The sequence below is a fragment of the Streptomyces sp. NPDC001410 genome, assembly GCF_042895235.1.
Taxonomy (GTDB): Bacteria; Actinomycetota; Actinomycetes; order Streptomycetales; family Streptomycetaceae; genus Streptomyces.
Genome location: NZ_JBIAWE010000012.1, coordinates 81,057 through 108,056 on the forward strand (window position 1 = coordinate 81,057; position 27,000 = coordinate 108,056).

Here is a 27,000-nt window from a genome sequence, read left to right on the forward strand (position 1 = left end):
CCTCACCCTCCTGTACAGTCCTTCTCGCAGCGCAAGGCAGCAAGCCGAGCGCAGCGAAACCTGGTCCTGTGGAGCAGTTTGGAGTGCTCGCCACCCTGTCAAGGTGGAGGCCGCGGGTTCAAATCCCGTCAGGACCGCAGCAGGAAGAGCCCCCATCCCGTCGGGTGGGGGCTCTTCCTTTGCCGCCAGCCGCTCAGCCGCCACCCTGTCAAGGTGGAGGCCGCGCCCGCGGCGGAGCCGCAATCGATGCAGCAAATCCCGTCAGGACCGCAGCAAGAAGGCCCTCATCCGATCCGGACGGGGGCCTTCTTCTTGTGCTCGGCCTGCCCCCTGGGGGATTGACGACGTCACATTCCGCCGGTACCCAGAAACCAGGGCCCGCCCCCCCTGTGCGGCCCCTGGAGGTGGCGTATGACGGCATCGGCCAGGCACGAGACGCGGGCGCTGCTCAGGGCGCATCTGTCGGCCGCCTCGTCCTACCGGCGGCACCTCACCCGCCACTGCCCGATCTGCCATCACCTGCTGCGGCTGGCGATGGACACCGGCCCCCGACCCGAAGACGCGAGCGAAGAGGTCCTGGGGGGCGAAAGTCCCCGAAGCGCGTGACCGGCGCCGGGCCCAACACCCGCCTGGACGTGGCACCCTGGAAGAGGTGGTTCCACTACCGCACCCGTGCCAGAGGCAACAAGCTCCCTGGCGTGTGACGGGAGTCACCGCATTACTTTTTGAAACGGCGGAACTTACCCCCCTCCTACAACTGTTCAATTTAATATGTGCAATTGCACCCGACTCGGGGGTCGTGCACAGAAGTACCGACAGCCCTCCCCAGACTCCGACAAGGCCGCTCACAGCGACCTCGGCACCCCCACAACCAGCGCACAAAAAAGATCGCGCTGGACCCGGCGGAGTCCAGCGCGATCTACGACGCACCCTGTGTCGCTGCCTACAACGTTCTCTTCGGCTTGGGCGTGGGCCCTGTTGGGGCAGGTCCCGCGTCGCTTGGAGCTAGGGTTCCGGGCACCTCGGTCAGTTGGGGGACCAGCCGGTTTGCCCGGTTATTCAGTTGTTCAGGCCTCGCTGCGCTGCTGCGGGATGCCCGCGAGCAGAGCGCGGACCTCGGCCTCGCGGTAGCGGCGGTGCCCGCCGAGCGTACGGATCGAAGTGAGCTTGCCGGCCTTCGCCCACCGCGTGACCGTCTTCGGGTCCACGCGGAACATCGTGGCGACCTCAGCCGGGGTCAGCAGCGGCTCGGCATCAGGGGTGCGAGCGGTCATGAGCGGCCTCCTCGGGAGAACCGAACCTTCTCGGTTCTTTCCTCTAAATTCTGCACCTTGACCCGCGTTGCCCGAAATGGCGGACGCGGGCCGAGTCGGTTATAGGACGAACGGCTTGTCCTCGGCACTACAACTACACCATCTGTCCAGCCACGTCGGCCAAACCGATGGAATTGCCCTCCCAGGTGTTCATCAGCCGCGGAAGCCGATGGACCATGCCATAGCGGACAGTCACGCCACTGTGACGATCAGTCACAGGGCGATCAGGAGGCACCAGACCCCCCAAAGCGTGCAATGCTGGGATTCCGCCCACAGTGGAGCATAGTTGGGCGGACGGAGCCTTCCCCGGACTCCTTGTCCTATTTTGGCATGAGGGGCGGCAAGCGGCGCAAGAGCCGTGTAAGTGCCGTCCATCACCCTTGGGACAAAAGCCCGGATCGGGATCAACATCCCGTCAGGTGGTCAAGTGCGGTAGACCGTACGTCGTTCAGGGCTGTTTTGACCGTGACGTACGTCACTCAGTTCGCGGAACGCCGGTCACGTACCGCCCGCCACCGCTCCACCAGCCGCCCGTAGGCCTCCCCAGCGGCCATCCCGTCACCCCGGCGCAGCGCCTCGATGCCGTCGGCGACGTCCGCCGCCGAGTGGTCGCCCTCCAGCTCGCCGGCCGGCACCGCGTGCACCAGGCCGCCGTAGTCCAGCTCCACCAGCGAGCGCGGGTGGAACTCCTCCAGCCAGCGGCCGACGTCCACCAGGCCGTCGATCAGCGGCCCCTCCTCGATGGTGTCCCTCAGCGTGCGCAGCGCCCGCGCCACCCGGCGTCTGGCCTGCACCATCGGGGTGCGGTAGCGCAGCATCGGCGGCACCTCGCCGGACCCCTTCTCGTACCGGCGCTCCTCGTCGGAGACCAGCACGAACCAGTTCAGCGGGACCTGCCAGGTCGCCGTGCGGATCCAGGGGCGGGCGTCCGGGTTGCGGGCGAGCCAGCGCTCGTAGTCCTGGGCGGCCTGGTGGCGCACCAGCGGCGGCAGCACCGCGTCCAGCACCGAAGCGGGCAGCTCATCGGCCAGCTCGCCCAGGGCCTGCCAGCCGCGCAGCCGGGTCCGCCAGGGACAGACGCAGACGACTCCGTCGACGTCCAGCACGAAGGCGTCGCTGCTCTCGTGGACCGGCACCGGAATCGGCGGGGTGGGCAGCAAATCGGCGAGCGAGCGGCGCAGTTCGTCCTGGTAGGAGGGACGGTCGGGGCGCCGGGCGTAGCGCGCCCAGTGGGTGCGCTCCGGCTCCGGGAAGGCGGCCAGCGGCTCGTAGACGCGCAGGTACGCGGCATACGGGACGACCACGGAGGACACCTTGGGCACGCCTGCTCCCTCCCCATAGGACCCGGCTCGAAACCACTGCAAATCGTCCCACGGTCATGCGTGCGCCAAAGGCACGGCAGAGTGATCCTGAACACTGCGAGGATGGCTGGTGGGCACAGGCTCTACGCTCATGCCACAGCACCCGCCACCCGCACGGGAGCTGAGCCCCACCCGCCGCTATTTACACAGGAGTCACCACAGTGACCGACGTAACCGGCGCATCTGCTGATGTCCTGCACACCCTGTTCCACTCGGACCAGGGCGGCCATGAGCAGGTCGTGCTCTGCCAGGACCGCGCCAGCGGTCTCAAGGCCGTGATCGCCATCCACTCCACCGCCCTGGGCCCGGCCCTCGGCGGAACGCGCTTCTACCCCTACGCAACCGAGACCGAGGCCGTCGCCGACGCTCTCAACCTCGCGCGCGGGATGTCCTACAAGAACGCCATGGCCGGCCTGGACCACGGCGGCGGCAAGGCCGTGATCATCGGCGACCCGGAGCGCGACAAGACCGAGGAACTGCTGCTCGCCTACGGCCGCATGGTCGCCTCCCTCGGCGGGCGCTACGTCACCGCGTGCGACGTCGGCACGTACGTCGCCGACATGGACGTCGTGGCCCGCGAGTGCCGCTGGACCACCGGCCGCTCGCCCGAGAACGGCGGCGCCGGCGACTCCTCGGTGCTCACCGCCTTCGGCGTCTACCAGGGCATGCGCGCCTCCGCCCAGCACCTGTGGGGCGACCCGTCGCTGCGCGGCCGCAAGGTCGGTATCGCGGGCGTCGGCAAGGTGGGCCACCACCTGGTCCGGCACCTGCTCGACGAGGGCGCCGAGGTCGTCATCACGGACGTACGGCGGGAGGCCGTCGGGCGGATCTCCGACCAGCACCCGACCGTGCAGGTGGTCGCGGACACCGACGCGCTCATCCGCGTCGAGGGCCTCGACATCTACGCCCCCTGCGCCCTGGGCGGCGCCCTGAACGACGACACCGTGCCGGTGCTGACCGCCCAGGTGGTCTGCGGTGCCGCCAACAACCAGCTCGCCCACCCGGGCGTGGAGAAGGACCTCGCCGACCGCGGGATCCTCTACGCGCCGGACTACGTGGTGAACGCCGGTGGCGTGATCCAGGTGGCCGACGAGCTGCACGGGTTCGACTTCGAGCGGTGCAAGGCGAAGGCGGCGAAGATCTTCGACACCACGCTGGCCATCTTCGCACGTGCGAAGGAGGACGGGATTCCGCCGGCCGCCGCGGCCGACCGGATCGCCGAGCAGCGCATGGCCGAGGCCCGCGCGGCACACTGAAAGCCGCGATCGGGTGTCCGGTCGCACACATGAGCGGTACCCGCCGGCGGGAACTTCGAGAGAACTCTCACTTCCACCGGCGGGTCGTACCCCGATAAGTGGTTAAAATCGCCACTGACCAGCGAGGACGGGGCGCCTCGAGGGTCCTGGGCACACGCGCGTGCTGCGGGCGACGTACCGTATGGGCGCGGGCTCAGGTACCGTGGAAGCCCTACGGACCGGCCTCTCTGCGGAGGGTCCGTTCCGGATCATGAACGCGTGTCAGACTCTGGGGCCGTCAAGCCCCGTCATCGAGGGGGTCGAGCCATGGGGCGCGGCCGGGCCAAGGCCAAGCAGACAAAGGTCGCCCGCCAGCTGAAGTACAACAGCGGTGGGACTGACCTGTCACGTCTGGCCAGTGAACTGGGCGCATCGAATTCGAGCCAGCCGCCGAACAGCGAGCCGTTCGAGGACGATGAGAACGACGAGGACGATCTTTACTCTCGGTACGCCGACCTCTATGAGGACGACGACGAGGACGAGGACGAAGGTCCCTCACAACACCGTCGCGGCGCTTGACCTTGCATTGAGCACTCACCCGGTCGGTGGCACAGCCACCGACCGGGTTCTGTGCTACCCGCAAGCTCAGCTGGCGTAGTCCCCGACCAGCTCCGCGCCGCTCTCCTTGTCGCCCCGGTCGGTGATCTCGCCCGCGACCCATGCGTCGACCCCGCGGTCGGCCAGTGTCGCGAGGGCCACGTCCGTGGACGCCTCCGGCACGATCGCCATCATGCCGACGCCCATGTTCAGGGTCTTCTCCAGCTCCAGGCGCTCGACGTTCCCGGTCCTGCCGACCAGGTCGAAGATCGCGCCCGGGGTCCAGGTGGCCCGGTCGACGGTGGCGTGCAGCTCGTCCGGGATGACCCGGGCCAGGTTGGCCGCGAGACCACCGCCGGTGATGTGGCTGAACGCGTGCACCTCGGTGGTGCGGGTCAGCGCCAGGCAGTCCAGGGAGTAGATCTTGGTGGGCTCCAGCAGCTCCTCGCCGAGCGAGCGGCCCAGCTCCGCGATCTCGGACTCCAGGGCCAGGCCCGCGTGGTCCAGCAGGACGTGACGGACCAGGGAGTACCCGTTCGAGTGAAGCCCGGAGGACGCCATGGCGATCACGGTGTCACCCGTACGGATACGATCCGCGCCCAGCAGCCGGTCGGCCTCCACGACGCCCGTACCGGCGCCGGCGACGTCGAAGTCGTCCTCGCCCAGCAGACCGGGGTGCTCGGCCGTCTCACCGCCCACCAGGGCGCAGCCGGCCAACACACAGCCCTCCGCGATGCCCTTGACGATCGCGGCGACCCGCTCGGGGTGGACCTTGCCGACACAGATGTAGTCGGTCATGAACAGCGGCTCGGCACCGCACACCACGATGTCGTCCATGACCATGGCGACCAGGTCGTGGCCGATGGTGTCGTAGACGCCCATGCGGCGCGCGACGTCGACCTTCGTCCCGACGCCGTCCGTGGCGGAGGCGAGCAGCGGGCGCTCGTAGCGCTTGAGGGCGGAGGCGTCGAAGAGCCCGGCGAAGCCGCCGAGGCCGCCCAGGACCTCGGGGCGCTGGGTCTTCTTCACCCACTCCTTCATCAGCTCTACGGCGCGGTCGCCCGCCTCGATGTCGACGCCTGCGCTCGCGTAGCTGGCACCAGTGGTCTCTGACATGACCTTGAGAACTTTCGTGTCGTCCTACGGGGGCTTACGGGCGACGGATCGCGTCGGCCGCGGCCGTGGCGGCCGGACCTGCGGCCAGCTCGGTCTCCAGCAGCTGCTTGCCGAGCAGCTCCGGGTCCGGCAGCTCCATCGGGTACTCGCCGTCGAAGCAGGCGCGGCACAGGTTCGGCTTGGCGATGGTGGTCGCCTCGATCATGCCGTCGATGGAGATGTACGCCAGGGAGTCGGCGCCGAGCGAGGTGCCGATCTCCTCGATGGTCATGCCGTTGGCGATCAGCTCGGCGCGGGTGGCGAAGTCGATGCCGAAGAAGCAGGGCCACTTCACGGGCGGCGAGGAGATCCGGATGTGGACCTCGGCGGCGCCCGCCTCGCGCAGCATGCGGACCAGGGCCCGCTGGGTGTTGCCACGCACGATCGAGTCGTCGACGACGACCAGGCGCTTGCCCTTGATGACTTCCTTCAGCGGGTTCAGCTTCAGGCGGATACCCAGCTGGCGGATGGTCTGCGAGGGCTGGATGAAGGTGCGGCCCACGTAGGCGTTCTTGACCAGACCGGCGCCGAAGGGGATGCCGGAGGCCTCCGCGTAGCCGATGGCGGCCGGGGTACCGGACTCCGGGGTCGCTATGACCAGGTCGGCCTCGACCGGGGCCTCCTTGGCCAGGCGACGGCCCATCTCGACCCGGGAGAGATACACGTTCCGGCCGGCGATGTCGGTGTCCGGGCGGGCCAGGTACACGTACTCGAAGACACAGCCCTTGGGCTTCGCTTCCGCGAAGCGGGAGGTGCGCAGGCCGTTCTCGTCGATGGCGACGAACTCGCCCGGCTCGATCTCCCGCACGAAGCTGGCACCGCAGATGTCCAGGGCGGCGCTCTCGGAGGCGACGACCCAGCCGCGCTCCAGCCGGCCGAGGACCAGCGGGCGGATGCCCTGCGGGTCACGGGCGGCGTAGAGGGTGTGCTCGTCCATGAAGACGAGGGAGAAGGCGCCTCGCACCTTCGGGAGGACCGTGTGGGCGGCCTCCTCGATGGTCAGCGGCTTGCCGTCCTCGTCGACCTGGGCGGCCAGCAGGGCCGTCAGCAGGTCGGTGTCGTTGGTGGCCGCGACCCGGGTGGAACGGCTGTTGTTGTCGTTCGGGAGTTCGGCGACCATCTCGGCGAGCTGCGCCGTGTTGACCAGGTTGCCGTTGTGGCCGAGCGCGATCGAGCCGTGCGCGGTGGCACGGAACGTCGGCTGGGCGTTCTCCCACACGGAGGCACCGGTGGTCGAGTAGCGGGCGTGTCCGACCGCGATATGACCTTGGAGCGAACCGAGAGAGGTCTCGTCGAAGACCTGGGACACCAGGCCCATGTCCTTGAAGACGAGGATCTGGGAGCCGTTGCTGACCGCGATTCCCGCGGATTCCTGACCCCGGTGCTGGAGGGCGTAGAGCCCGAAGTACGTGAGCTTTGCGACCTCTTCACCCGGAGCCCAGACACCGAAGACGCCGCAAGCGTCCTGGGGGCCCTTTTCGCCGGGAAGCAGATCGTGATTGAGTCGACCGTCACCACGTGGCACGGCACCGAGTGTAGGCGAGGTCGACCACTGGTCCGAATTGGGGATACACGGCGTTAACGGGTCAGGGCTTGCCGATCACCTTGGCGGTTTCTTCGTTTTCGCAGGTCAGAAGGGCGCCGGGGCGGGCTGAGCGGCCATCTGCGGCCCTGTGGGCGGCGGCCGGGGGCCTGTTCGCCGTATGCATGAGTGAGGTGTCGCACATCATTCTGGTGCGCCGCGGCTGAGGTGGACGACGTCGCCGTCGCCGTCCGTGAGCGTCAGCTTCCCGTCATCGGTCCGGGCGGTGAGCGTGCCGGTGGTGAGGGTGCGGGCGAAGGCGCGCTCGAAGTCCATCCGCTCCGGGGCGCAGGCCATCTTGGTGGCGCGGACGTCCCCGATCGTGATCCGGTCGCCGCGCACGGTGGCCCGGGCGCTGAACTGGTTGCAGCCCAGGTTGCCGGCCGCCAGGCCGTCCGCCCCGATCCGAATGTGGGCCGTGGTGGGCGCCTGCCGGGCGGTGCCGTCGGCAGTGAGGCTGTCCACCCGCCAGTCGACGCCGGTCACGGGCTGCCGTACGCCGGGCGGGCCGCTGGCGCAGGCCAGCGTGAGCGGGACGAGCACGGCGGCCGCCGTCAGGGTCATACGCCGTTTGTACCGGTTCATACGGATTCGACGGCTCGTCCGGGCCGCCGGTTCCGTCACGACATGATCGGCAGCAGGTCTCCGATGTCCGCGCGCTCCCCGCTCGCGCTGACCTCGGCCTCCTCGACGGCGTCCGTCCAGGCCAGGCGGCCGGTGGCGAGCCGGATCCAGGTCAGCGGGTCGGTCTCCACGACGTTGGGCGGGGTGCCACGGGTGTGCCGGGGCCCCTCGACGCACTGCACGACGGCGTACGGCGGCACGCGCACCTCGGTGGAGCCGCCGGGTGCCTTCACGGCGAGGGCGTCGGCGAGGAGCCGGGTGGCGGCGGCCAGGGCCTGGCGGTCGTACGGCACCTCCAGGCCGGGGACGGCGGCGTTGAGGTCGTCGGTGTGGACGACGAGCTCGACGGTCCGGGTGACCAGGTAGTCGTCCAGCGGCAGCGCACCGGCACTGGTCTGCAGGAGCCGGTTGCCGGAGTGTGCGTCGAGCAGGGCGCGCAGGCTCTGGTCGACGTCGGCGAGGTAGGCGTCTAGGTCAGGGTGCTCGGCGGCGAGGTTCCGGGTGAAGTCGGCGATCGCGGCGGAGTTGGCGGCGGTGCCGAAAGCCCACTCGACCACCTGGACGTCCTGCTTCGGCGGGGCCGGCAGGTCCAGGGCCCGGTGCACGGCCGTGACGGCCATACCGATGTGCGTGACCAGCTCTCGTACGGTCCATTCGCCGAGCCGGGTGGGCAGGGCCAACTGCTCGGACGTGAGGTCACGTACGGCCACCCGCACGTTGCCGAGCTGGGCCAGAACCGCGGCGCGGGTCTTGGCGGGGTCGTAACTGCGGGCGCGCTTCTTGGCCGGTGGCATGACAGCGACCCTATGCCTGCGGGGGGCACTGCTTCAGCCGGTTATCGCCTCCGCCGCACAGGCCTCAGTCCATCCCGCCCGCGCAATCCTCAGGCCGTTCCGCCCGCGCAGGCACCGGACCCGTCCTGCCGTGCCGTCCCCGGCCGAGGCGGACAGCGGCACGGACGGCCCCGGCAGCAGGTAACCGTCGACCGGGTCCGGTGAAACCCCCTCCAGCAGCAGGACGCCTCGGACCTCGTCTGCAAAGTACTCGGCGACGCCGTACCGGTCGGACTCCACGGTCAGCTGATAGGGGTCGTGCGACTCGGTGAGCCGGCCGCCGGTGGCGTGCAGCAGCGGGTCGGCGCCGTCGCGCAGCCGCAGCCTCAGCCGCAGCCGCCCGCGCAGGCCTCAGGCCGCCCCGCCGCACAGACCCCACCAGGTCACTCCGCCGCACAAGCCCCAGGGCGCTTCTCCGCGCGAGCCGGCTACTGCTTCACCCCGTAGTCCTTCAGGCCGTTCTCGACCAGGGCGAAGGCGACGCGGGCGCGTTCGGCGGCGTCGGCGGCGACCTGGTCGGCGCTCTCGCCCTCGCCGATCCGGCGGTGGTGCTCCTCGATCAGGGCGTTGCGGGCGGCGCTGAGGGTGGCGGCCGCGATCGTGGCCTGCATCAGGTCGCCGGTCTCGGCGGCCAGCAGGGCGGCCAGCTCCCGGGTGCCCTTCTGCGCGGCGACAAAGGCGCGTTCCATCAGCACCGGGGTCTCCCGCACGAGTTCGCGCACTTGGCGGGCGAGCGGGTCTGGGGTCAGCCCGATCGAGGGGTCGCGGCTCTCCACCATCTCCAGGAACTGCCGGCGTACGGCGGCCGCGGCGGACTCGCCCGGCTGCCGCTCGCGCACGGCCCGGGCCGCGTCGCCGAAGTGCTCCTCCATCGGCCGGAAGACCAGGTCCTCCTTGGTGCCGAAGTAGTTGAAGACGGTCATCTTGGAGACCTCGGCGGCGTCGGCGATCTCCTGCACGGAGACGTGGTCGAAGCCCCGCTCGGCGAACAGGCCGATCGCGACCCGGTAGATCCGCATCCCCGTCTGCAGCTTCTTGCGCTCGCGCAGCCCCATCGCCTCAGCCATGCGGACACCTTACCGCGATGAAATTTATGCCCGGATTAAATCTCATCCGAGCCGAAACATTGACTCGGTCCATGAACACCGGGCATGGTGATGCCCATGACCGAAACCCAGCGCAAGATCGGCTTCCTCGTCTGCCTCGTCACGATCGTTCTCGCCGTCCTGGACATGCAGATCGTGTCCGCGGCGACCGTGCCGATCGTCCGGGACCTCGACCCGGAGCACGGCATCGACAAGATCCCGTGGCTGGTCAGCGCCTTCTCGCTGGCGTCGGCCGCGATGCTGCCCCTGTACGGCCGGCTGTGCGACGTGCTCGGCGCCAAGCGGGTCTTCCTCGGCGCCCTGGGCGCCTTCCTGACCGGCTCGGCGCTGTGCGGCGCGACCCCCTCGATCGGCTGGCTGATCGCCTCCCGGGCCGTGCAGGGCGTCGGGGCGGGCGGGCTGATGAGCGTCACGATGGTGGTGATCGCGCAGCTGAAGGGGCCCGGCGAGACGAAGAACAAGGGCGCGGGCACCGGCGGGATCGTCGCCGGCGGCGGCATGGCCGTCGGCCCCTGGCTCGGCGGGTTCCTCGCCGACCACGCGAGCTGGCGCTGGGCCTTCTACCTCAACCTGCCGCTCGGCATCGCGGCCCTCGCCACCGCGGTCGTGGTCCTCAGGCTGCCGCGCGACACGCACAGCCGCGCCATCGACTTCCCCGGCGCGGCCCTCGCCGCCGCGTTCTCCACCGCGCTGCTGCTGATCACCGAGTGGGGCGGCAAGCAGTACGCCTGGACCTCGCCGCAGATCCTTGCCCTGTGCCTGGCCTCGGCAGCCGCGCTCGCCCTCTTCCTGCACCGCCAGTCCACCGCCGCCGAACCGATCCTGCCGCCCTCGCTCTTCCGTGTCCCCGAGCTGCGCCTGGGCTTCGCGATCCAGGGGCTGATGGGCATCGCCATGACCGGCGCGATGTACTACGTCCTGGTCTACCTCCAGGTCGCCCGTGGCATCGCCAGCTCCTCCGCCGGGCTGTTCCTCATCCCGATGGCGGCCGGGATCATGGCGGTGGGCGTCGTCACCGGCCGGCTCACCGAACGCGGCTGGTCCGAACGGACCTTCGTGATCAGCGGGTCCGTCGTCACCGCGGCCGCCTTCCTGCTCCTCGCCACCACCGGCACGAACACCTCGCTGTGGCAGCTGCGCGCCGCCCTGCTGCTCGTCGGCATCGGCTTCGGCCAGCTGCTCGGCCAGCTGATCCAGCTGGTGCAGGCCGCGGCGCCCCACCACCAGCTCGGCGTGGCCACCACCGCGATCCGCTTCTTCCAGACCCTCGGCACGGCCCTCGGCGCCGCCCTCTTCGGCACCCTCCTCAACCGCCTGTACGACGGCCCCGGCGACATCGGCTCGCTCGCGGCGCTGCGGGGAGCCGCACACGCCCAGGGAGTGGCCGCGTACGTCTCCGCGATGGACTCGGTGTTCCTGTGCGGGGCCGCAGTGATGGTGCTGTGCCTCCTGCTGGGCCTGCGCCTGCCGAAGTCCGGACCGGCTCGGGCGGAGCCGGTCCGAGAGGTGGCGGCGGCGTGAGGGGTCAGTCCTCGACGAAGGTGGCGGCGGAGGGGAACTTCAGATGGGTGCAGTGGCGGCGGGCGGCGACGTCGGTGACGTAGGCCTTGAAGAGGGCTCCGAGCCGCTTCTCGACGACGCGGTCGTACGGGTAGTCGCTGCTCAGGGTGTGGACGGCCGGCTCGCCGTCGCAGGTGGAGGATGCCCACCACACGTTCGCGGCGCCGTCGCTGCCTGTCGTGCCAGGGGGGAGCTCCCTCTGGTCCCTGCCGAAGTGATCCGTCTTGACCTCGCCCGCCTCGTCACCGAAGTAGGACTCGGTCCGCAACCAGAAGGGGGCCACGCGCAGGACGTCGTCCAGGCTGTCGCTGCCGACCTCGTCCTTGCCGAGAGAGGGCCACAGCCTGCGCACCTCCCTGCCGCTCATCCCGAGCAGGCAGCTCTCCTCCTGCGCATGGGCGGCGGGGGCGGCCAGGGCACGGTCGGGGAAGCGCCCCCGGCCCTCGGCCGCCACGTAGTCGGCGTACCAGCCGCAGGTCCCGCCGGCCGACTCCGCGTTCACCAGCCGCTTGCTCGGGGTGGGCAGATCGGCCGGGACCGCGGGCAGCGTGGCCTCGCAGCCCAGCTTCTTCGCCGCCCGCCCGGCGGCGGTGCGGGCCAGCTCGGCGAGGGTTCTGCGGTCGGTGTCCGTGACCGGGTCCCCCTCGAAGTACTTGGCCACGGTCATGGTGTTGACGGAGGTCGTCTTGCCCAGCTTGTTGGTGCACTTGGCCTTCACGACGGCGGCGTTGTCGTAGTACACACCGAGCCGCCCGTCGCCGAGCGGGTGCGGAACCGTTGCTTCCGCCTCACGCGTGATGTCGCCGTCGGCATGCCTCTCCCATGTCTGGAACGGATCGTCCCAGCCACTGACGAGCTGTGCCTGGCGGTCGTTCGGGTTCACCCAGACCGAGAGCAGGAAGTGGTCGTACGTGGTGCCCGGCTCCCCGACCCGATAGATCACGCAGTCCGTCGGCGTCGAGATCAGCGCGTTCGGTGAGTCGAGGTCGTACATCGAGTCTTCCTCGTCACTGCCGGCCCTCGCCCGAACGGTCCCACCGTTGAGCCCGAGCACCTGGTCGGGGTCGACCAGCCCCTCACAGGCGTCGGTGATCCGCTCTCGGCTCTCGGCCCGGTCGAGCTGGTCCCTCGTCTCCAGCCACAACCCCCAGCCGCCCGCCAGAATCCCGAAGACACCGGTCATCGCGACAAGTTGGTTGACGACGTTCCGCCTACGACTGCCCCGGTCCGGCGTCAGCCACCGCGACCGCGGAAACGGCACGCGGGCCGATTCCGAAGGATCAGGTATGTGTTCGCTCCGGAAACTGCTCACTGCTCCCCCGTAACAGCCGACTGCGCGACCGAAGTTAGCACGAGCGAAGGCCCCGCCCGGAGTCCCGGGCGGGGCCTTCGCAGGGCTGTGACCGCTTACGCCAGCAGCGCCTCGATCGTGCCCTCGTGCGCCTCGCGCAGCTCGGCCAGGGTCAGCGCGAACTCGCCCTGGATCTCCACCGACTCACCGTCGACGACACCGATGCGGGCGGCCGGCAGACCCCGGGCACCGCACATGTCGTTGAAGCGGACCTCCTCCGAGCGCGGCACCGCGACGATCGCGCGCCCGGCCGACTCGGAGAACAGGAAGGTGAAGGCGTCGAGCCCGTCCGGTACGACCAGACGCGCGCCCTTGCCGCCGAGCAGCGCCGACTCCACGACCGCCTGGACCAGACCGCCGTCGGACAGGTCGTGCGCGGAGTCGATCATGCCGTCGCGGGAGGCGGAGATCAGGATCTCGGCCAGCAGACGCTCACGCTCCAGGTCGACCTGCGGGGGCAGGCCGCCGAGGTGGTCGTGGACCACCTGGGACCAGGCCGAGCCGCCGAACTCCTCCCGGGTGTCCCCGAGGAGGTAGATGAGCTGGCCCTCCTCCTGGAAGGCGACCGGCGTGCGGCGGGCGACGTCGTCGATGACGCCCAGCACGGCCACCACCGGGGTCGGGTGGATGGCCGCCTCGCCCGTCTGGTTGTAGAGGGAGACGTTGCCGCCGGTCACCGGGGTGCCCAGCTGCTGGCAGGCGTCGGCGAGACCGCGCACGGCCTCCGCGAACTGCCACATGACCGCCGGGTCCTCGGGGGAGCCGAAGTTCAGGCAGTCCGAGACGGCGAGCGGCTTGGCACCGGTCGTCGCCACGTTCCGGTAGGCCTCCGCCAGTGCCAGCTGGGCACCCGTGTACGGGTCGAGCTTGGCGTAGCGGCCGTTGCCGTCCGTCGCGATGGCGACGCCGAGGCCGGTCTCCTCGTCGACGCGGATCATGCCCGAGTCCTCGGGCTGCGCCAGCACCGTGTTGCCCTGCACGAAGTGGTCGTACTGCGAGGTGATCCACTTCTTGGACGCCTGGTTGGGCGAGCCCACCAGCTTCAGGACCTGGTCCTTCAGCTCCTCGGCGGTCTGCGGCCGCGCGAGCTTGTTCGCGTCGTTGGCCTGCAGCTCGTCCTGCCAGGACGGGCGGGCGTACGGGCGCTCGTACACCGGGCCCTCATGGGCCACGGTCCGCGGGTCGACGTCGACGATCTTGCCGCCGTGCCAGTAGATCTCCAGACGGTCGCCGTCGGTGACCTCGCCGATCACCGTGGCGATGACGTCCCACTTGGCGCAGATCTCCAGGAAGCGGTCGACCTTCTCCGGCTCGACCACCGCGCACATGCGCTCCTGCGACTCGCTCATGAGGATCTCCTCGGGCGAGAGAGTCGAGTCACGCAGCGGTACGTCGTCCAGGGTCACGCTCATGCCGCCGGAGCCGTTGGAGGCCAGCTCGGACGTGGCGCAGGACAGGCCCGCCGCACCGAGGTCCTGGATGCCGACGACCAGCTTCTCCCGGAAGGCCTCCAGGGTGCACTCGATGAGGAGCTTCTCCTGGAAGGGGTCGCCGACCTGGACCGCCGGGCGCTTCGACGGCTTTGCGTCGTCGAAGGTCTCGGAGGCCAGGATCGAGGCGCCGCCGATGCCGTCGCCGCCGGTCCGGGCCCCGTACAGGATGACCTTGTTGCCCGCGCCGGAGGCCTTGGCGAGGTGGATGTCCTCGTGCCGCATGACACCGATGGCACCGGCGTTGACCAGCGGGTTGCCCTGGTAGCAGGCGTCGAAGACGACCTCGCCGCCGATGTTGGGCAGACCCAGGCAGTTGCCGTAGCCGCCGATGCCGGCGACGACGCCCGGCAGGACGCGCTTGGTGTCGGGGTGGTCGGCCGCGCCGAAGCGCAGCGGGTCGACCACGGCCACCGGACGCGCGCCCATCGCGATGATGTCGCGCACGATGCCGCCGACACCCGTGGCCGCGCCCTGGTAGGGCTCGACGTAGGAGGGGTGGTTGTGCGACTCGACCTTGAAGGTGACCGCGTAACCCTGGCCGACGTCGACGACACCGGCGTTCTCGCCGATGCCGACGAGCAGCGCGTCCGACTGGGGCGCCTTCTCGCCGAACTGGCGCAGGTGGACCTTGGAGGACTTGTACGAGCAGTGCTCGGACCACATGACCGAGTACATGGCGAGTTCGGCACCGGTGGGGCGGCGGCCCAGGATCTCGACGACCCGCTCGTACTCGTCCTTCTTCAGACCGAGTTCGGCCCAGGGCAGCTCGACGTCGGGGGTCGCGGCCGCGTGCTCGACCGTGTCCAGAGGCGTCCGGCTCATGCGTTGACCAGCTTCTTGAGGATCGAGGTGAAGAAGGGGAGGCCGTCGGTACGGCCCGACCCGATGAGCGGCTCGACGGCGTGCTCCGGGTGCGGCATGAGGCCTACGACGTTCCCGGCCTCGTTGGTGATGCCGGCGATGTCGTTGAGCGAGCCGTTCGGGTTGAAGTCCAGGTAGCGGAAGACCACCCGGCCCTCCGCCTCCAGCTTGTCGAGCGTGTACGCGTCGGCGACGTACCGGCCGTCCATGTTCTTCAGCGGGATGTGGATCTCCTGGCCCTCGCGGTAGTCGCTGGTCCAGGCCGTCCCCGCGTTCTCCACCCGCAGCTTCTGGTCGCGGCAGATGAAGTGGAGGTGGTCGTTGCCGAGCATCCCGCCCGGAAGGAGGTGGGCCTCCGTGAGGATCTGGAAGCCGTTGCAGATGCCGAGGACCGGAAGTCCGGCCTTCGCCTGCTCGATGACGGACTCCATCACCGGCGAGAACCGGGAGATGGCACCCGCCCGCAGATAGTCGCCGTAGGAGAAACCGCCGGGCAGCACCACGGCGTCGACCTGCTTGAGGTCCTTGTCCTTGTGCCAGAGGGCGACCGGTTCGGCGCCCGCGAGCCGGATCGCGCGCTGGGTGTCCCGGTCGTCGAGACTCCCCGGGAAAGTGACGACGCCAATACGAGCGGTCACTTCGCGGCCTCCGCGACTTCCTCCACCTTGACGGTGAAGTCCTCGATCACGGTGTTGGCGAGGAAGGATTCCGCAAGATCGTGGATGCGGGCGAGCGCGGCCTCGTCAACCGGCCCGTCAACTTCCAGTTCGAAACGCTTTCCCTGACGTACGTCCGAGATCCCTTCGAAACCCAGGCGCGGCAGCGCACGCTGGACCGCCTGGCCCTGGGGGTCGAGGATCTCCGGCTTGAGCATGACGTCGACTACGACGCGTGCCACTGGCACTCCCGGTGTGTGGTGCTGAGCAGGTTCCTTCAGACTACCCGCACAAAATTTCTACGCGAGTAGAGTTGTAGGAAACTACGTGAGGCGCATCACGATCGGGTGACAGGCGGGTACCCTCACGAAAAGTTCTGGGAAAGTTCCACGGGTCCGCCCACGACACCTATTGCACTGGGACACGCTGACGGATTTAGTCGGGCTTCACTTTGCATTGCCGGGCACTGTACAAATGAATTGGCAATAGCCGATACTCGGCACGTCATCGCCGATGAGCTGTATCGACGTGCCGCACGAAGGGACCGATATTCGTGGCGCAAAAGGTCGTGGTCACTCTCTTTGACGACATCGACGGCTCGGAAGCGGCGGAAACGATCGCCTTCGGACTCGACGGCAAGTCGTACGAGATCGACCTGAACGAAACCAACGCCAAGAAACTGCGCAAGGCGCTCGCGCCCTACGTGGAGGCCGGTCGCAAGCGCTCGCGCTCCGGCAAGGCGTACAAGCAGACGGAGGTCGCTCCCGATCCGGCGGCCGTCCGGGCCTGGGCCCAGGCGAACAAGATGGACGTGCCGGCGCGCGGACGCATCCCGAAGAAGGTCTACGAGGCGTTCAGCGCCGCGCAGTGAAGCCCGCGAAGGGGCGGCCCTCAGGGTTCGTCAGCGAACCCTGAGGGCCGTGCACTTGGCCGCGCCGGGAACCGACTTGCGCTACCCCCCTGCTGATCAGCTAATGTCTGGGACACGCCGAGGGGCGAGGCCGAGAGGCCGGATCCCACGGACCGTGCGGGTGTAGTTCAGTAGTAGAACATCCCCCTTCCAGGGGGAAGGCGCAGTGTGCGATTCCTGTCACCCGCTCTGGCACCGGTCGACACGACCACTCCTGTGGATCAGGTAGGCTGGTGCTCGCACCGATCGGTGGGAGCCGGTCGGGAGCAGTGCGGACGTAGCTCAGTTGGTAGAGCGCAACCTTGCCAAGGTTGAGGTCGCGAGTTCGAGCCTCGTCGTCCGCTCGGGAATGAGACCCCGGTCCAATGGGCCGGGGTCTTTTCGCATCCCCGCAAGCGTCCGCCTGACATTTGTCATGCCGGGCGATGACACCGCGCACTGCTCTTCCGGCCCGCGCGCCGGGACGCTGAAGGCATGAACACCAACGAACACGAGCACGTGATCGAGGTCACCGACCTCAGGCGTGTCTACGGGGGCGGGTTCGAGGCCGTACGCGGAATCACCTTCTCCGTGGCACGCGGGGAGATCTTCGCCCTGCTGGGCACCAACGGCGCGGGCAAGACGTCGACGGTCGAACTGCTGGAAGGCCTCGCGGCACCGGCCGGGGGACGGGTCCGCGTCCTCGGCCACGACCCCTACCGGGAGCGGGCCGCCGTACGCCCGCGGACCGGGGTGATGCTCCAGGAGGGCGGCTTCCCCTCCGACCTGACCATCGCCGAGACCGCCCGGATGTGGGCGGCCTGCACCAGCGGGGCGCGGCCCGAGACGGAGGTGCTGGAGCTGGTCGGGCTGGCCCGGAAGGCCGACGTACGGGTCAAGCAGCTGTCCGGTGGCGAGCGGCGGCGCCTGGATCTGGCGCTCGCCCTGCTCGGCGACCCCGAAGTGCTGTTCCTGGACGAGCCGACGACCGGGCTCGACGCCGAAGGCCGCCGGGACACCTGGGAGTTGGTGCGCGGCCTGCGGGAGGCGGGCACGACCGTGCTGCTCACCACGCACTACCTGGAGGAGGCGGAAGGCCTGGCCGACCGGCTCGCCATCCTGCACGAGGGCCGCATCGCCGCCTCCGGAACCCCGGCCGAGGTCACCGCGGGCCGGCCCTCCCGGATGTCCTTCGAGCTGCCCGACGGCTACGTCCTCGGCGATCTGCCGCCCCTCGCCGGCCTCGGCGTCTGCGGGCACGAGAGCGACGGCCGCCTCGTACGGCTGCGCACCCGGGAGCTGCAGCGGACCGCCGCCGGGGTGCTGGCCTGGGCCGAGCGGTCCGGGGTCGAGCTGCACCGGCTCGATGTGCGCTCGGCCTCGCTGGAGGAGGCGTTCCTCGGGATCGCGCGGGAGCAGGAGGTCATGGCATGAGCACTCTCGCCTGGGCTCCGGCGGGCCGGCGGCTGCGGGCGCTGGCCCGCGCCGAACTCGCCCTTCTCGGCCGCAACCGCAGCGTCGTCCTCACCGCGCTCGTCGTACCGCTCGCCCTGCCGTTCAGCGTGCGGCCGGCCCTCGACCAGATGGACCTGAAGAAGGAAGGGCTCTCCGTCGGCGCGGTGATGATGACGGCCGCGATCGGCTTCTCCTTCCTCTTCGCCGTCTACACCTCCCTGGTCAACGCCTACGTCGCCCGCCGCGAAGAACTCGTCCTCAAGCGGCTGCGCACCGGCGAACTCTCCGACGCCGAGATCCTCACCGGCACGGCCCTGCCGGCCGTCGGCCTCGGCCTCGCCCAGGCCCTGCTGCTGTGCGCGGGCTGCGCGGTGCTGCTGGACACCGGGGCGCCCAAGGCCCCGTACCTGACCCTGCTGGGGCTGGCGGCGGGGCTCGTGCTGAGCGCCGCGCTGGCCGCGCTCACCGCGTCCGTCACCCGAAGCGTGGAGAGCGGTCAGGTCACCGCGCTGCCGCTGGTGCTCTTCTCGATGATCGGCTCCGGCATCGCGATCCCGACCGAGGTCCTGCCCGACCGGCTCGCCTCCGTCTGCGAACTCCTTCCGCTGTCCCCCGCGATCCGGCTGGTCCGCGGCGGCTGGACCGGCCAGTTGAGCGCGTACGAGGTGCTGGGAGCCGTGGCGACCGCGCTGGCCTGGACCGTCGTGGCGGTGTTTGCTGTACGGCGGTGGTTCCGGTGGGAGCCGCGGCGCTGAGCACGGGGGCACACATGGTCGGGCGGATACGGCGGTGGCAGCAGCGGCACTGGGCAGAGCGGAGCAAGGCCGAGCGGGTCGAGCTGCAGAGCGTGGTCACCTGGCACGCCGGCCTCTGGGTGTTCCCGCTCAGCTGGCTGGCACTGCCGCTGGTGGGCGGGCTCGACCGGCGGCCCCTGCCGATGACGCTCGGCGCTGTGCTGGTCGCCGTGGCGTTCCTGCAGTGCGTGACGGCGAGCCGGATGCTCCGGCCCGCGCTCGACCACTACCTCGGGCGCACCCAGCTGCCGCCACGCACCCTGCGCGCTCCCACCATGCTGCTCGCCCTGGCGCTCGGGACGATCGTGGCGCTCGCCGCGGTCGGCGGGACCGATCCGGTCACCACCCGGCTCGCGACCGGAGCGGTGCTCATGTCGTTCGGGATGCCGTACGCGCTCACCGTGCCCATCCCCGTACTCCTGCGCCGGGCCGCGGTCCTCGCGGTGCTGATCGTGGCCGCCTTCGCAGTGGTGCGCGCGAGCGGTATCGGTCTCTTCGCCACGCTGGTGGTGACCGCCTTCGCCACCGGCTTCTCCCTGACGGCCTCCCGTTGCGGCGCCTGGACCCTGTCCGTGCTCTGGGAGGCGGAACGCGCCCGGGAGATCGAGGCCCGGCTCGCCGTGGCCGAGGAGCGGCTGAGGTTCGGCCGCGATCTGCACGACGTGCTGGGGCGGAACCTCTCCGTCATCTCCCTGAAGAGCGAACTGGCCGTGCAACTCGCCCGGCGCGGGCGGCCGGAGGCCGTGGAGCAGATGATCGAGGTGCAGCGCATCGCCCAGGAGTCGCAGCGGGAGGTGCGGGACGTCGTACGCGGTTACCGGGAGGCCGATCTCCTGGTCGAACTCGCCGGTGCGCAGGGCGTGTTGACGGCCGCCGGGATCGTCTGCGAGGTCCGCGCCGAGTCCGACGGGCTGCCCGCCGAGGTGCAGTCCGCACTCGGCTGGGTGGTGCGCGAGGCGGCCACCAACGTGCTGCGGCACGGGGACGCGGGACGGTGTGCACTGAGGCTGCAGGTGTGGGAGGGGCGTGTGGTGCTGACCGTGGAGAACGACGGGGCGGCGGACCCGGCCGGCAGCGGCGGTTCGGGACTCACCGGACTGCGGGAACGGCTGGCCGCCGTGGACGGGACGCTGGAGGCCGGACTCGTCGGCAAGGACCGGTTCCGGCTGGTGGCCGAGGTACCGGTGAAACAGGAAGTGAGCGGAGTCACCTCATGAGCAGCTCGGTACGGCTGTTGCTCGCCGACGACGAGCATCTGATCCGGGGCGCGCTGACCGCCCTGCTCTCCCTGGAGGACGACCTGATCGTCGTCGCGGAGGCGGCGAGCGGGCCGGAGGCACTGGCGATGGCGCGGGCGCACGAACCCGACGTGGCCGTCCTCGATCTCCAGATGCCGGGCGCCGACGGTGTGAAGGTCGCCACATCTCTGCGCGCCGAACTGCCCGGCTGCCAGGTGCTGATCGTCACCGGTCACGGCCGGCCCGGGCACCTGAAGCGGGCGCTCGCGGCCGGTGTGCGGGGGTTCGTCCCGAAGACGGTCAGCGCCCAGCGGCTCGCCGAGATCATCCGGACCGTGCACGCGGGAAACCGTTACGTCGACCCGGAGTTGGCCGCCGACGCGATCTCCGCCGGGGACTCCCCGCTGACCGCGCGGGAGGCCGAGGTGCTGGAGCTGGCGGCCGACGGCGCGCCGGTCAGGGAGATCGCCGAGCGGGCCGCGCTGTCGCCGGGAACCGTGCGGAACTACCTCTCCTCGGCCGTCATGAAGCTCGGTGCGGAGAACCGTCATGCGGCAGTGCGTCTCGCACGCGACCGAGGTTGGGTATAGTTGGCCTCGCGCCACGGCGCAATGCGGACGTAGCTCAGTTGGTAGAGCGCAACCTTGCCAAGGTTGAGGTCGCGAGTTCGAGCCTCGTCGTCCGCTCCACAACGAAGGCCCCCGGTTCTCACCGGGGGCCTTTCGTGTCAGGCCCTAGGCCCAGCTCATACCCGTCAGGCGCTCGTACGCCTCCACGTACTTCGCCCGGGTCGCGTCCACGACGTGCTGCGGCAGCGGCGGCGGGGGCTGCTCGCTCTTGCGGTCCCAGCCGGACTCGGCCGAGGTCAGCCAGTCGCGGACGAACTGCTTGTCGTACGACGGCTGCGCGCGGCCCGGCTGCCACTGGTCGGCCGGCCAGAAGCGGGAGGAGTCCGGGGTGAGGACCTCGTCGGCGAGGACGAGCGTGTCTCCCTCGAAGCCGAACTCGAACTTGGTGTCCGCCAGGATGATCCCCCGGTCGCGGGCGATGTCCCGGGCGCGGGAGTACACGGCGAGGGTGGCCTGGCGCAGCTGGACCGCGGTCTCGGCGCCGACCTGGCGGGCGACCTCCTCGTAGGAGACGTTCTCGTCGTGCTCGCCGACCTCGGCCTTGGTGGCCGGCGTGAAGATCGGGCCGGGCAGTTCCGAGCCGTCGACCAGGCCTTCGGGGAGGGCGAGGCCGCAGACGGTCCGGGACTCGTTGTACTCCACCAGGCCAGAGCCGGTGAGGTAGCCGCGGGCCACGCACTCCACCGGGACCATCTTCAGGGACTTGCAGACCAGCGTGCGGCCCGCCCAGTCGGCGGGGGCGCCCTCGGGCAGCTCGGTGCTCAGCACGTGGTTGGGGGCCAGGTCGCGCAGCTGGTCGAACCACCACAGGGAGAGCTGGGTGAGGACGCGGCCCTTGTCGGGGATCTCCGTGGGCAGCACCCAGTCGTACGCGGACATACGGTCGCTGGCGACCATCACGAGGTCGCCCGCCTCGTTCTGGTACAGCTCGCGCACCTTTCCGGTGTGCAGGTGCACCAGGCCCGGAACCTGGATCGGCTCGGGCTTTTCTACGAATCCGGACACGGTTCCTCCCCGTGGTTCTGTCCAAGTGCCTCGATTCTCCCTTATGGGGGCGATCGGTTTCGGCCAGGGGGGCGGTGGGGGTCCGCCCGGGGGTCAGTCCCGTTTGCAGATGCGGTCCAGCAGGTTCGCCGTGGCCCGCTGGATGCGGGGGTCCACATGGCCCGGGCGGTCCAGGGACGGGGACCAGGCGAAGGTGCCGGCGGCGAACACCCAGGCGCCGGAGGGAGCGCGGTACAGGGAGGTCTCCTGGTGGCGCAGGACGCCGTCGTTGTCGGTGTAGGGGGAGTGCGCGAGCAGGATGCGCTCCTCGTGCTCGGGCAGCGGGGTGCGCGGGAAGTAACGATCGGCCTCCCCGGCGACCAGGCCCTCGATCTCGTCGCCCTCGTGCGCGCCGGTCGCCTCCCACAGCCAGTGGCCCGCGTTGCGGACGATCAGCGGGTACGGCTCGGGGACCCGGCCCGCGTACTGGATGCCGACCAGTTGCTGCTCGGGCCAGTCGATCTCGCGCCACAGCACCGGCTTTCCGGGGCCCTTGCGCTTGCGGCAGGTCAGCAGCCGGTCGGGGACGCCGGACGGGGAGGGGCCCAACTCCACCTGCCAGTACATGGTGTTGGCGGAGAGGAAGACCAGTGAGGTGCCGCGGTCACGGGCGTCCTCGACGGCGCGGCGCATCGACACCGACCAGTACTCGTCGTGGCCGGGGAAGACCAGGCCCCGGTACCGGCTGGGGTCGACGCGGCCGGCGTGCAGGTCACGGGCGTCGGCGTAGGCGAGGTCGTAGCCGTAGCGCTCGGCCCAGCGGATGAAGTCGTAGGCGTGGCCCACGTGCAGGGGCAGGCCCGCGCCCGCGTACGGGCGGTCGAAGGAGACCGTGGTGGCCGCGTCCGCCTCGCCGAGCAGGCGGCCCTTCTCGTCCCAGGCGTGGTAGAGGCTGGCACCGGTGTGGCCGTCCTCCGGGTAGAGGTTGTACGCCTGCCAGGTGATGTCGGGCAGCAGCAGGAGCAGATCGGCGGGGTGGTCGTCGCGGACCGTGAACGGCACGTGGGAGCGGTAGCCGTCGGCGGTGGTGAGGACGGCCACATAGGCGCCGATGCTCCAGTGGGAGGGCACCTGGAGGCGCCAGGACAGCCACCAGTGGTGGCAGGAGACCGTGCGGTCGGCGGCCAGCGGCGCGGGCTGGACGATGCCGGAGAGCCGGGGGCTCGTGGTGATCTTGGCGGCGCCGTCGCCGCCGTAGTGGCCGATGCGGTAGATGTCCACGCTGAACTGCTGGGGCGGGTCGACCGTGATGTGGAAGTCGATCGCCGCGCCAGGCGTGACCGCTCCGGTGGAGGTGAAACCCTTGATCTGCCGGTGCACGTCGTCGGCCGAGCGGGGGCCGGAGCCGGCCGAGCGCGGCGCGGGGACGCGCGGCCGCTCCCCGGCCGGCTGGGGCGGGCTCGGGTCGACGTACCAGGGCACGACGTGTCCCGTGTCGTCGAAGTAGGTCTCACTGCCGCGCAGCCAGGGGACCGGGCCCTGGCCGAAGGGGTCCGTGACAGCGTGCGCGAGTGCTCCGGACTCCCAGCGGCGGATGTGGTCCGAGGCCATGGTCGCTCCCCTCCCTCATGCCCCCGTGTCGCTCTGACGGTGGTGCGGTGTGGTGCTCGGTCGTGCTGTCGTATGACGTGCTGCTGTCGTATGACGTGCTGTCGTATGTCGCATGCGCTTGCCATGTGCGAGGTCGATCCCCAGCACATCACATAACGCATGGGTCTGGTCACTATTCGTTGCGAATTGACCTGAAGTGGAAGACGCTTCTCCGTTACAACGCCCAGGCCGCCGGGTAGACCACGGCATTCGGCTCTGGCCGGATTCAGACGAGCCGCACCGGCTTCTCCGGGCGTATCCCGGACTCGGCCAGCCAGTCGCGCAGCGGGCCCGGGTCTCCCTCCTCGATCAGGCTGAGCACCTTGGGCGCGAGGTCGGCGGCCCGCTCGCCGCCCAGCAGCAGGGAGGGGCCGTCGAGCCAGTCGAGACCGGGGGCCGCCCCGGCCGTGTCGACGGCGGCGCAGCACACCATCGCCGTGACGTGATCGGCGAGCAGGTCACGGGCGGTACGCGGGGGCTGCAGCGGAAACAGGGGGAGCGCGCCGTCGTCCCACAGGGCGCTGTCGGGGCCCTGGCCGGTGGCGGTCGCGCCTCTCGGCACGGCGGCCTCCTCGCGGGCCAGCGCGGCCGTCAGGACCGCGGCGAGGGCGGCGCTGCGTTCCGTGCCGGGGTCTTCGGCCGGGTCCGCCTCGGCTTCGCCTTCGGCGGGGATCGGGTTCCCACCCGTACCACCCGTGCGGCTTTCGTCGTCGGGTGCGGGTGGCCCCTGTGGAGGGTGCTCGCCGTCGGCGGCCTGCGGGGGGCTCTGTGCGGGGGGCTCGGTCAGGTGGTCCAGGACGCGGGCCAGGGTGGGCCCTGCGGGCTCGGGGGCCGCGGGGTCGGCGGTGGGGCGGACGCCCAGGGAGTCCAGGACGCGGTGCAGGCGGGCCGCGTCGGCGCGCCAGGTGCGGTCGACGACCTCCTCCGGGTACGTCTGCCAGTCCACCGGGGCCCAGTCCGGGCCGCACTCGGCCGGGCCGCCGTGGAAGAGGCGGGCGGCGAGCAGGGAGGCGGCCTCGTCCACCGCGCCGGGCTCCTCCAGGAGGTCGCAGGCGGGACGCTCGCCGAGGCGGGAGGCGAAGCCCTCGGCCAGCCGGTCGCGGCGGGACAGCTCGGTGAGCGCGGCCACGACGCCCGCGTCCAGCCGGGCGGGCCAGCGGCCCATGCGCCAGGCGGGCAGCGCCACCCGGGTCAGCAGCCGGTCCCAGCCCGCGTAGGCGAGGCCGACCTGCTCCTGGGCGACGATCCGCAGTCCGTAGTCCACGGCCTGCGCGCGCTCGGCCGCCGCCGCCGCGACCCCGCGCTCCATCAGGGCCGCGTGCTCGCGGCAGCCGCGCAGCATCAGCCGGGCGACCCAGCCGACGGCCGCGCACACGGCCCGGGTGAGCGGGCAGCGGCCGGGCGTCGAGGCCACGCCGACCGCCGCGTCCAGACCGCGCACGAAGCGGCGGGCGGCGGCTATGTCCGGGTGCGCGGAGGGGCCCGTACCGGCGACGACCGGGGCGAGGACCGCGCGCAGCTCGCCGACCCGCATCCACCACAGGAACGGGGAGCCGATGACGAGGACCGGGGCGGTGACGGCTCGGCGGTGAGCGCCGAAACCGGATCCCTGGCCGGGGCCCGCCAGCTCGTCGTGCACCGGTCGCGGGGGCGGGCCGTGGGCCGGGTGGGTGCGGTCCTCCAGCCAGCTGTCGCAGTCCGGGGTGAGCGCTATGGCCGAGGGCGCGGGGACTTCGAGCCGGTCGGCGAGGTCGCGCACCAGCCGGTACAGGTCCGGGGCGGAGTCCTCCGAGATCGGGACCGTGGGGGTCACGGCGGGGCGGGCGCGGGCCACGACCAGGGCGATACCGGCGGCGGCCAGCAGCACGGCCACGGCCAGCACGCCGACGACCCAGCGGGCGGCGGACCAGACCGGGCCGACGAGATGGCCGGTGGAACCGCCGGTCAGCAGGATCACCTCGGCGGCCGCCGGCAGCACGGCCACGGCCAGCGCCCGGCCACGGATGCGCAGCACGGCGAGGGCCCGCGAGCGCGCGGCCTGCGCACCCACCTCCACACCGATTCCGGTCACGAGCGGACCTCACCCCCTCCCTGCGGATCCGACGCTGTCCTGGCGTTGCTCACTCCCCCACTGTGGCACCCGCCACCGACATCGCAATGCCGGTGGGCCAAGTGCCGGAATGCTTGCGCCGCACCCTAGTTGGGGCCTCGGCCCCCGTCAGCCGGATGGCTGATTGCTCACTCGATGGAATGGCTTTGGTCAGAGGTGGATGACAGACAGCAAAGATCAGGCCCCGGATTTTCGTCCGGGGCCTGAGTGGGTACGAAATGCGCGCGACCGGCGGCTTTACGCCTCCGCCGACTCCCCGGCGGGCTCGGCTTCGTTTGCGCCCGCAGCCTTCGCCGCGATGTCCGTGCGGTGCTGCGAACCGTCCAGGCGGACGCGGGCCACCGCCCGGTACGCCCGCTCGCGGGCCGCGGCGAGGTCCTCGCCGGTCGCCGTGACGGACAGCACCCGGCCGCCCGCGCTGACGATCGCGTCGCCGTCCCGCTTCGTCCCGGCGTGCAGGACGTAGGCGTGCGGGGCGTCCTCGGCGGCCACCTCGTCCAGGCCGGTGATCGGGTCGCCGGTGCGCGGGGTGCCGGGGTAGTTGTGCGAGGCGATGACCACCGTGACGGCCGCGTCCTCACTCCAGCGCAGGGGCTCCAGGTCGTCGAGGGTGCCCTTCGCCGCGGCCAGCAGGACGCCGGCCAGCGGGGTCTTCAGGCGGGCCAGCACGACCTGGGTCTCGGGGTCGCCGAAGCGGGCGTTGAACTCGATGACCCGGACGCCGCGCGAGGTGATCGCGAGCCCGGCGTAGAGCAGACCCGAGAAGGGCGTGCCACGGCGGCGCAACTCGTCCACCGTCGGCTGCAGCACCGTCTCCAGCACCTCTTCGACCAGCTTCGGGTCCGCCCACGGCAGCGGCGAGTACGCGCCCATGCCGCCGGTGTTCGGGCCCTCGTCGCCGTCCAGGGCGCGCTTGAAGTCCTGCGCGGGCTGGAGCGGCACGACGGTACGGCCGTCGGTGATGGCGAACAGGGACACCTCGGGCCCGTCGAGGAACTCCTCGATGACGACCCGCTCGCAGCCGGCCGCGTGGGCCTTGGCGGCCTCCAGGTCGTCCGTGACGACGACACCCTTGCCGGCGGCCAGCCCGTCGTCCTTGACGACGTAGGGGGCACCGAAGGCGTCGAGGGCCTCGGCGGCCTCCTCAGCCGTGGTGCAGACGTACGACCGGGCCGTGGGCACCCCGGCCTCCGCCATCACGTCCTTGGCGAAGGCCTTGGACCCCTCGAGCTGCGCGGCCTCCCCGGAGGGGCCGAACACCGGGATGCCCACCTCGCGCACGGCGTCGGCGACACCGGCGACCAGCGGGGCCTCCGGGCCGACGACGACGAGGTCGGCTTCGAGCCGCCCGGCCAGCGCGGCCACGGCCTTGCCGTCGAGCGCGTCGACCTGATGCAGCTCGGCGACCTCGGCGATGCCGGCGTTGCCGGGAGCGCAGTGGAGCGCGGTGACGTCGGGGTCGAGGGACAGGGAGCGGCACAGGGCGTGTTCGCGGGCGCCGGTACCGATGACGAGGACCTTCAC

24 protein-coding genes, 4 tRNA genes and 1 pseudogene are annotated in these 27,000 nt (G+C 70.8%); 13 read left to right on the plus strand and 16 right to left on the minus strand.

Going from position 1 to position 27,000, the window contains the following annotated elements; translation table 11 throughout:
• Positions 1–62 precede the first annotated feature (62 nt).
• Both ACFY3C_RS26170 and ACFY3C_RS26175 read left to right on the plus strand, forming a co-directional pair.
• Positions 63–137: transfer RNA gene (locus ACFY3C_RS26170), tRNA-Asp, on the plus strand.
• A gap of 274 nt (positions 138–411) precedes the next feature.
• Positions 412–606, plus strand: a complete 195-nt coding sequence (locus ACFY3C_RS26175) for a DUF6274 family protein (protein WP_386580414.1) — start codon at positions 412–414, stop codon at positions 604–606.
• 461 nt (positions 607–1,067) lie between these two features.
• On the opposite strand, the gene bldC is transcribed toward ACFY3C_RS26175, so the two are convergent.
• Positions 1,068–1,274, minus strand: coding sequence for a developmental transcriptional regulator BldC (bldC, locus tag ACFY3C_RS26180; protein ID WP_003949541.1), 207 nt, complete (start codon positions 1,272–1,274; stop codon positions 1,068–1,070).
• Positions 1,275–1,792: 518 nt separating this feature from the next.
• A complete protein-coding gene (locus ACFY3C_RS26185; RefSeq protein WP_386580412.1) occupies positions 1,793–2,635 on the minus strand; it encodes a hypothetical protein in 843 nt (280 codons plus the stop codon).
• A gap of 200 nt (positions 2,636–2,835) precedes the next feature.
• Between ACFY3C_RS26185 and ACFY3C_RS26190 the strand changes: the two genes are divergently transcribed.
• Positions 2,836–3,930 (plus strand): Leu/Phe/Val dehydrogenase, encoded by a 1,095-nt coding sequence (locus ACFY3C_RS26190; RefSeq protein WP_390772457.1) that lies wholly within the window; start codon positions 2,836–2,838, stop codon positions 3,928–3,930.
• A gap of 306 nt (positions 3,931–4,236) precedes the next feature.
• Positions 4,237–4,488 (plus strand): DUF3073 domain-containing protein, encoded by a 252-nt coding sequence (locus ACFY3C_RS26195; RefSeq protein WP_386580408.1) that lies wholly within the window; start codon positions 4,237–4,239, stop codon positions 4,486–4,488.
• A 66-nt stretch (positions 4,489–4,554) separates the two neighbouring features.
• On the opposite strand, the gene purM is transcribed toward ACFY3C_RS26195, so the two are convergent.
• From purM to ACFY3C_RS26225, 6 genes and pseudogenes are all read right to left on the minus strand, one after another.
• Positions 4,555–5,622 carry a phosphoribosylformylglycinamidine cyclo-ligase gene (gene purM / locus ACFY3C_RS26200; RefSeq protein ID WP_386580407.1) on the minus strand — a complete coding sequence of 356 codons (1,068 nt, stop codon included), beginning with the start codon at positions 5,620–5,622 and terminating at the stop codon, positions 4,555–4,557.
• 34 nt (positions 5,623–5,656) lie between these two features.
• The gene (gene purF / locus ACFY3C_RS26205; protein WP_386580405.1) at positions 5,657–7,186 is read right to left on the minus strand and encodes an amidophosphoribosyltransferase; all 1,530 of its coding nucleotides are present in this window, start codon (positions 7,184–7,186) and stop codon (positions 5,657–5,659) included.
• A 201-nt stretch (positions 7,187–7,387) separates the two neighbouring features.
• Positions 7,388–7,807, minus strand: a complete 420-nt coding sequence (locus ACFY3C_RS26210) for an META domain-containing protein (protein WP_390772458.1) — start codon at positions 7,805–7,807, stop codon at positions 7,388–7,390.
• Positions 7,808–7,863: 56 nt separating this feature from the next.
• Positions 7,864–8,661 (minus strand): sterol carrier family protein, encoded by a 798-nt coding sequence (locus ACFY3C_RS26215; RefSeq protein WP_390772459.1) that lies wholly within the window; start codon positions 8,659–8,661, stop codon positions 7,864–7,866.
• Between the two features lie 126 nt (positions 8,662–8,787).
• Positions 8,788–9,033 (minus strand): annotated as a pseudogene (locus ACFY3C_RS26220) (DUF4429 domain-containing protein); the annotation flags it as partial.
• 95 nt (positions 9,034–9,128) lie between these two features.
• Positions 9,129–9,767 carry a TetR/AcrR family transcriptional regulator gene (locus tag ACFY3C_RS26225; RefSeq protein ID WP_386580400.1) on the minus strand — a complete coding sequence of 213 codons (639 nt, stop codon included), beginning with the start codon at positions 9,765–9,767 and terminating at the stop codon, positions 9,129–9,131.
• A gap of 96 nt (positions 9,768–9,863) precedes the next feature.
• Here ACFY3C_RS26225 and ACFY3C_RS26230 point away from each other — a divergent pair, with 96 nt between their 5' ends.
• Positions 9,864–11,327 carry an MFS transporter gene (locus tag ACFY3C_RS26230; protein ID WP_390772460.1) on the plus strand — a complete coding sequence of 488 codons (1,464 nt, stop codon included), beginning with the start codon at positions 9,864–9,866 and terminating at the stop codon, positions 11,325–11,327.
• Between the two features lie 4 nt (positions 11,328–11,331).
• Here ACFY3C_RS26230 and ACFY3C_RS26235 read toward each other — a convergent pair whose 3' ends face one another.
• The 4 genes from ACFY3C_RS26235 to purS form a co-directional block, all read right to left on the minus strand.
• Positions 11,332–12,549: a hypothetical protein gene (locus ACFY3C_RS26235; protein WP_390772461.1), complete on the minus strand. Its 1,218-nt coding sequence runs from the start codon at positions 12,547–12,549 to the stop codon at positions 11,332–11,334.
• A gap of 224 nt (positions 12,550–12,773) precedes the next feature.
• The gene (purL, locus tag ACFY3C_RS26240; RefSeq protein ID WP_390772462.1) at positions 12,774–15,032 is read right to left on the minus strand and encodes a phosphoribosylformylglycinamidine synthase subunit PurL; all 2,259 of its coding nucleotides are present in this window, start codon (positions 15,030–15,032) and stop codon (positions 12,774–12,776) included.
• The gene (purQ, locus tag ACFY3C_RS26245) at positions 15,029–15,709 is read right to left on the minus strand and encodes a phosphoribosylformylglycinamidine synthase subunit PurQ (RefSeq protein ID WP_389178530.1); all 681 of its coding nucleotides are present in this window, start codon (positions 15,707–15,709) and stop codon (positions 15,029–15,031) included. Before purQ ends, purL begins: the two co-directional genes overlap by 4 nt.
• Positions 15,706–15,969 carry a phosphoribosylformylglycinamidine synthase subunit PurS gene (gene purS, locus ACFY3C_RS26250; protein ID WP_015659417.1) on the minus strand — a complete coding sequence of 88 codons (264 nt, stop codon included), beginning with the start codon at positions 15,967–15,969 and terminating at the stop codon, positions 15,706–15,708. The genes purQ and purS overlap by 4 nt, the downstream gene beginning before the upstream one ends.
• A 311-nt stretch (positions 15,970–16,280) precedes the next feature.
• On the opposite strand from purS, the gene ACFY3C_RS26255 reads away from it, so the two are divergent.
• The 8 genes from ACFY3C_RS26255 (at position 16,281) to ACFY3C_RS26290 (ending at position 20,792) form a co-directional block, all read left to right on the plus strand.
• Positions 16,281–16,598, plus strand: a complete 318-nt coding sequence (locus ACFY3C_RS26255; RefSeq protein ID WP_031164632.1) for an Lsr2 family protein — start codon at positions 16,281–16,283, stop codon at positions 16,596–16,598.
• 156 nt (positions 16,599–16,754) lie between these two features.
• A tRNA-Gly gene (locus ACFY3C_RS26260) sits at positions 16,755–16,826 on the plus strand.
• Positions 16,827–16,908: 82 nt separating this feature from the next.
• Positions 16,909–16,981, plus strand: a tRNA-Gly gene (locus tag ACFY3C_RS26265).
• Between the two features lie 130 nt (positions 16,982–17,111).
• Complete coding sequence (locus ACFY3C_RS26270) at positions 17,112–18,050, plus strand: ABC transporter ATP-binding protein (RefSeq protein ID WP_390772463.1); 939 nt, start codon at positions 17,112–17,114, stop codon at positions 18,048–18,050.
• Complete coding sequence (locus ACFY3C_RS26275) at positions 18,047–18,826, plus strand: ABC transporter permease (RefSeq protein ID WP_390772464.1); 780 nt, start codon at positions 18,047–18,049, stop codon at positions 18,824–18,826. Before ACFY3C_RS26270 ends, ACFY3C_RS26275 begins: the two co-directional genes overlap by 4 nt.
• Positions 18,827–18,840: 14 nt before the next feature.
• Positions 18,841–20,082, plus strand: a complete 1,242-nt coding sequence (locus ACFY3C_RS26280) for a sensor histidine kinase (RefSeq protein WP_390772465.1) — start codon at positions 18,841–18,843, stop codon at positions 20,080–20,082.
• Complete coding sequence (locus ACFY3C_RS26285) at positions 20,079–20,693, plus strand: response regulator transcription factor (RefSeq protein ID WP_390772466.1); 615 nt, start codon at positions 20,079–20,081, stop codon at positions 20,691–20,693. The genes ACFY3C_RS26280 and ACFY3C_RS26285 overlap by 4 nt, the downstream gene beginning before the upstream one ends.
• Positions 20,694–20,716: 23 nt before the next feature.
• Positions 20,717–20,792: transfer RNA gene (locus tag ACFY3C_RS26290), tRNA-Gly, on the plus strand.
• A gap of 45 nt (positions 20,793–20,837) precedes the next feature.
• Here ACFY3C_RS26290 and ACFY3C_RS26295 read toward each other — a convergent pair.
• The 4 genes from ACFY3C_RS26295 to purD all read right to left on the minus strand — a co-directional run bounded on the left by ACFY3C_RS26295 (position 20,838) and on the right by purD (position 27,000).
• Entirely contained in the window at positions 20,838–21,737 is a 900-nt protein-coding gene (locus tag ACFY3C_RS26295) for a phosphoribosylaminoimidazolesuccinocarboxamide synthase (RefSeq protein WP_390772467.1), read from the minus strand.
• Between the two features lie 93 nt (positions 21,738–21,830).
• A complete protein-coding gene (locus tag ACFY3C_RS26300) occupies positions 21,831–23,327 on the minus strand; it encodes a N,N-dimethylformamidase beta subunit family domain-containing protein (RefSeq protein WP_386580382.1) in 1,497 nt (498 codons plus the stop codon).
• A gap of 265 nt (positions 23,328–23,592) precedes the next feature.
• Complete coding sequence (locus ACFY3C_RS26305) at positions 23,593–25,437, minus strand: hypothetical protein (protein WP_390772468.1); 1,845 nt, start codon at positions 25,435–25,437, stop codon at positions 23,593–23,595.
• A gap of 276 nt (positions 25,438–25,713) precedes the next feature.
• Positions 25,714–27,000 carry a phosphoribosylamine--glycine ligase gene (gene purD / locus ACFY3C_RS26310; protein ID WP_390772469.1) on the minus strand — a complete coding sequence of 429 codons (1,287 nt, stop codon included), beginning with the start codon at positions 26,998–27,000 and terminating at the stop codon, positions 25,714–25,716.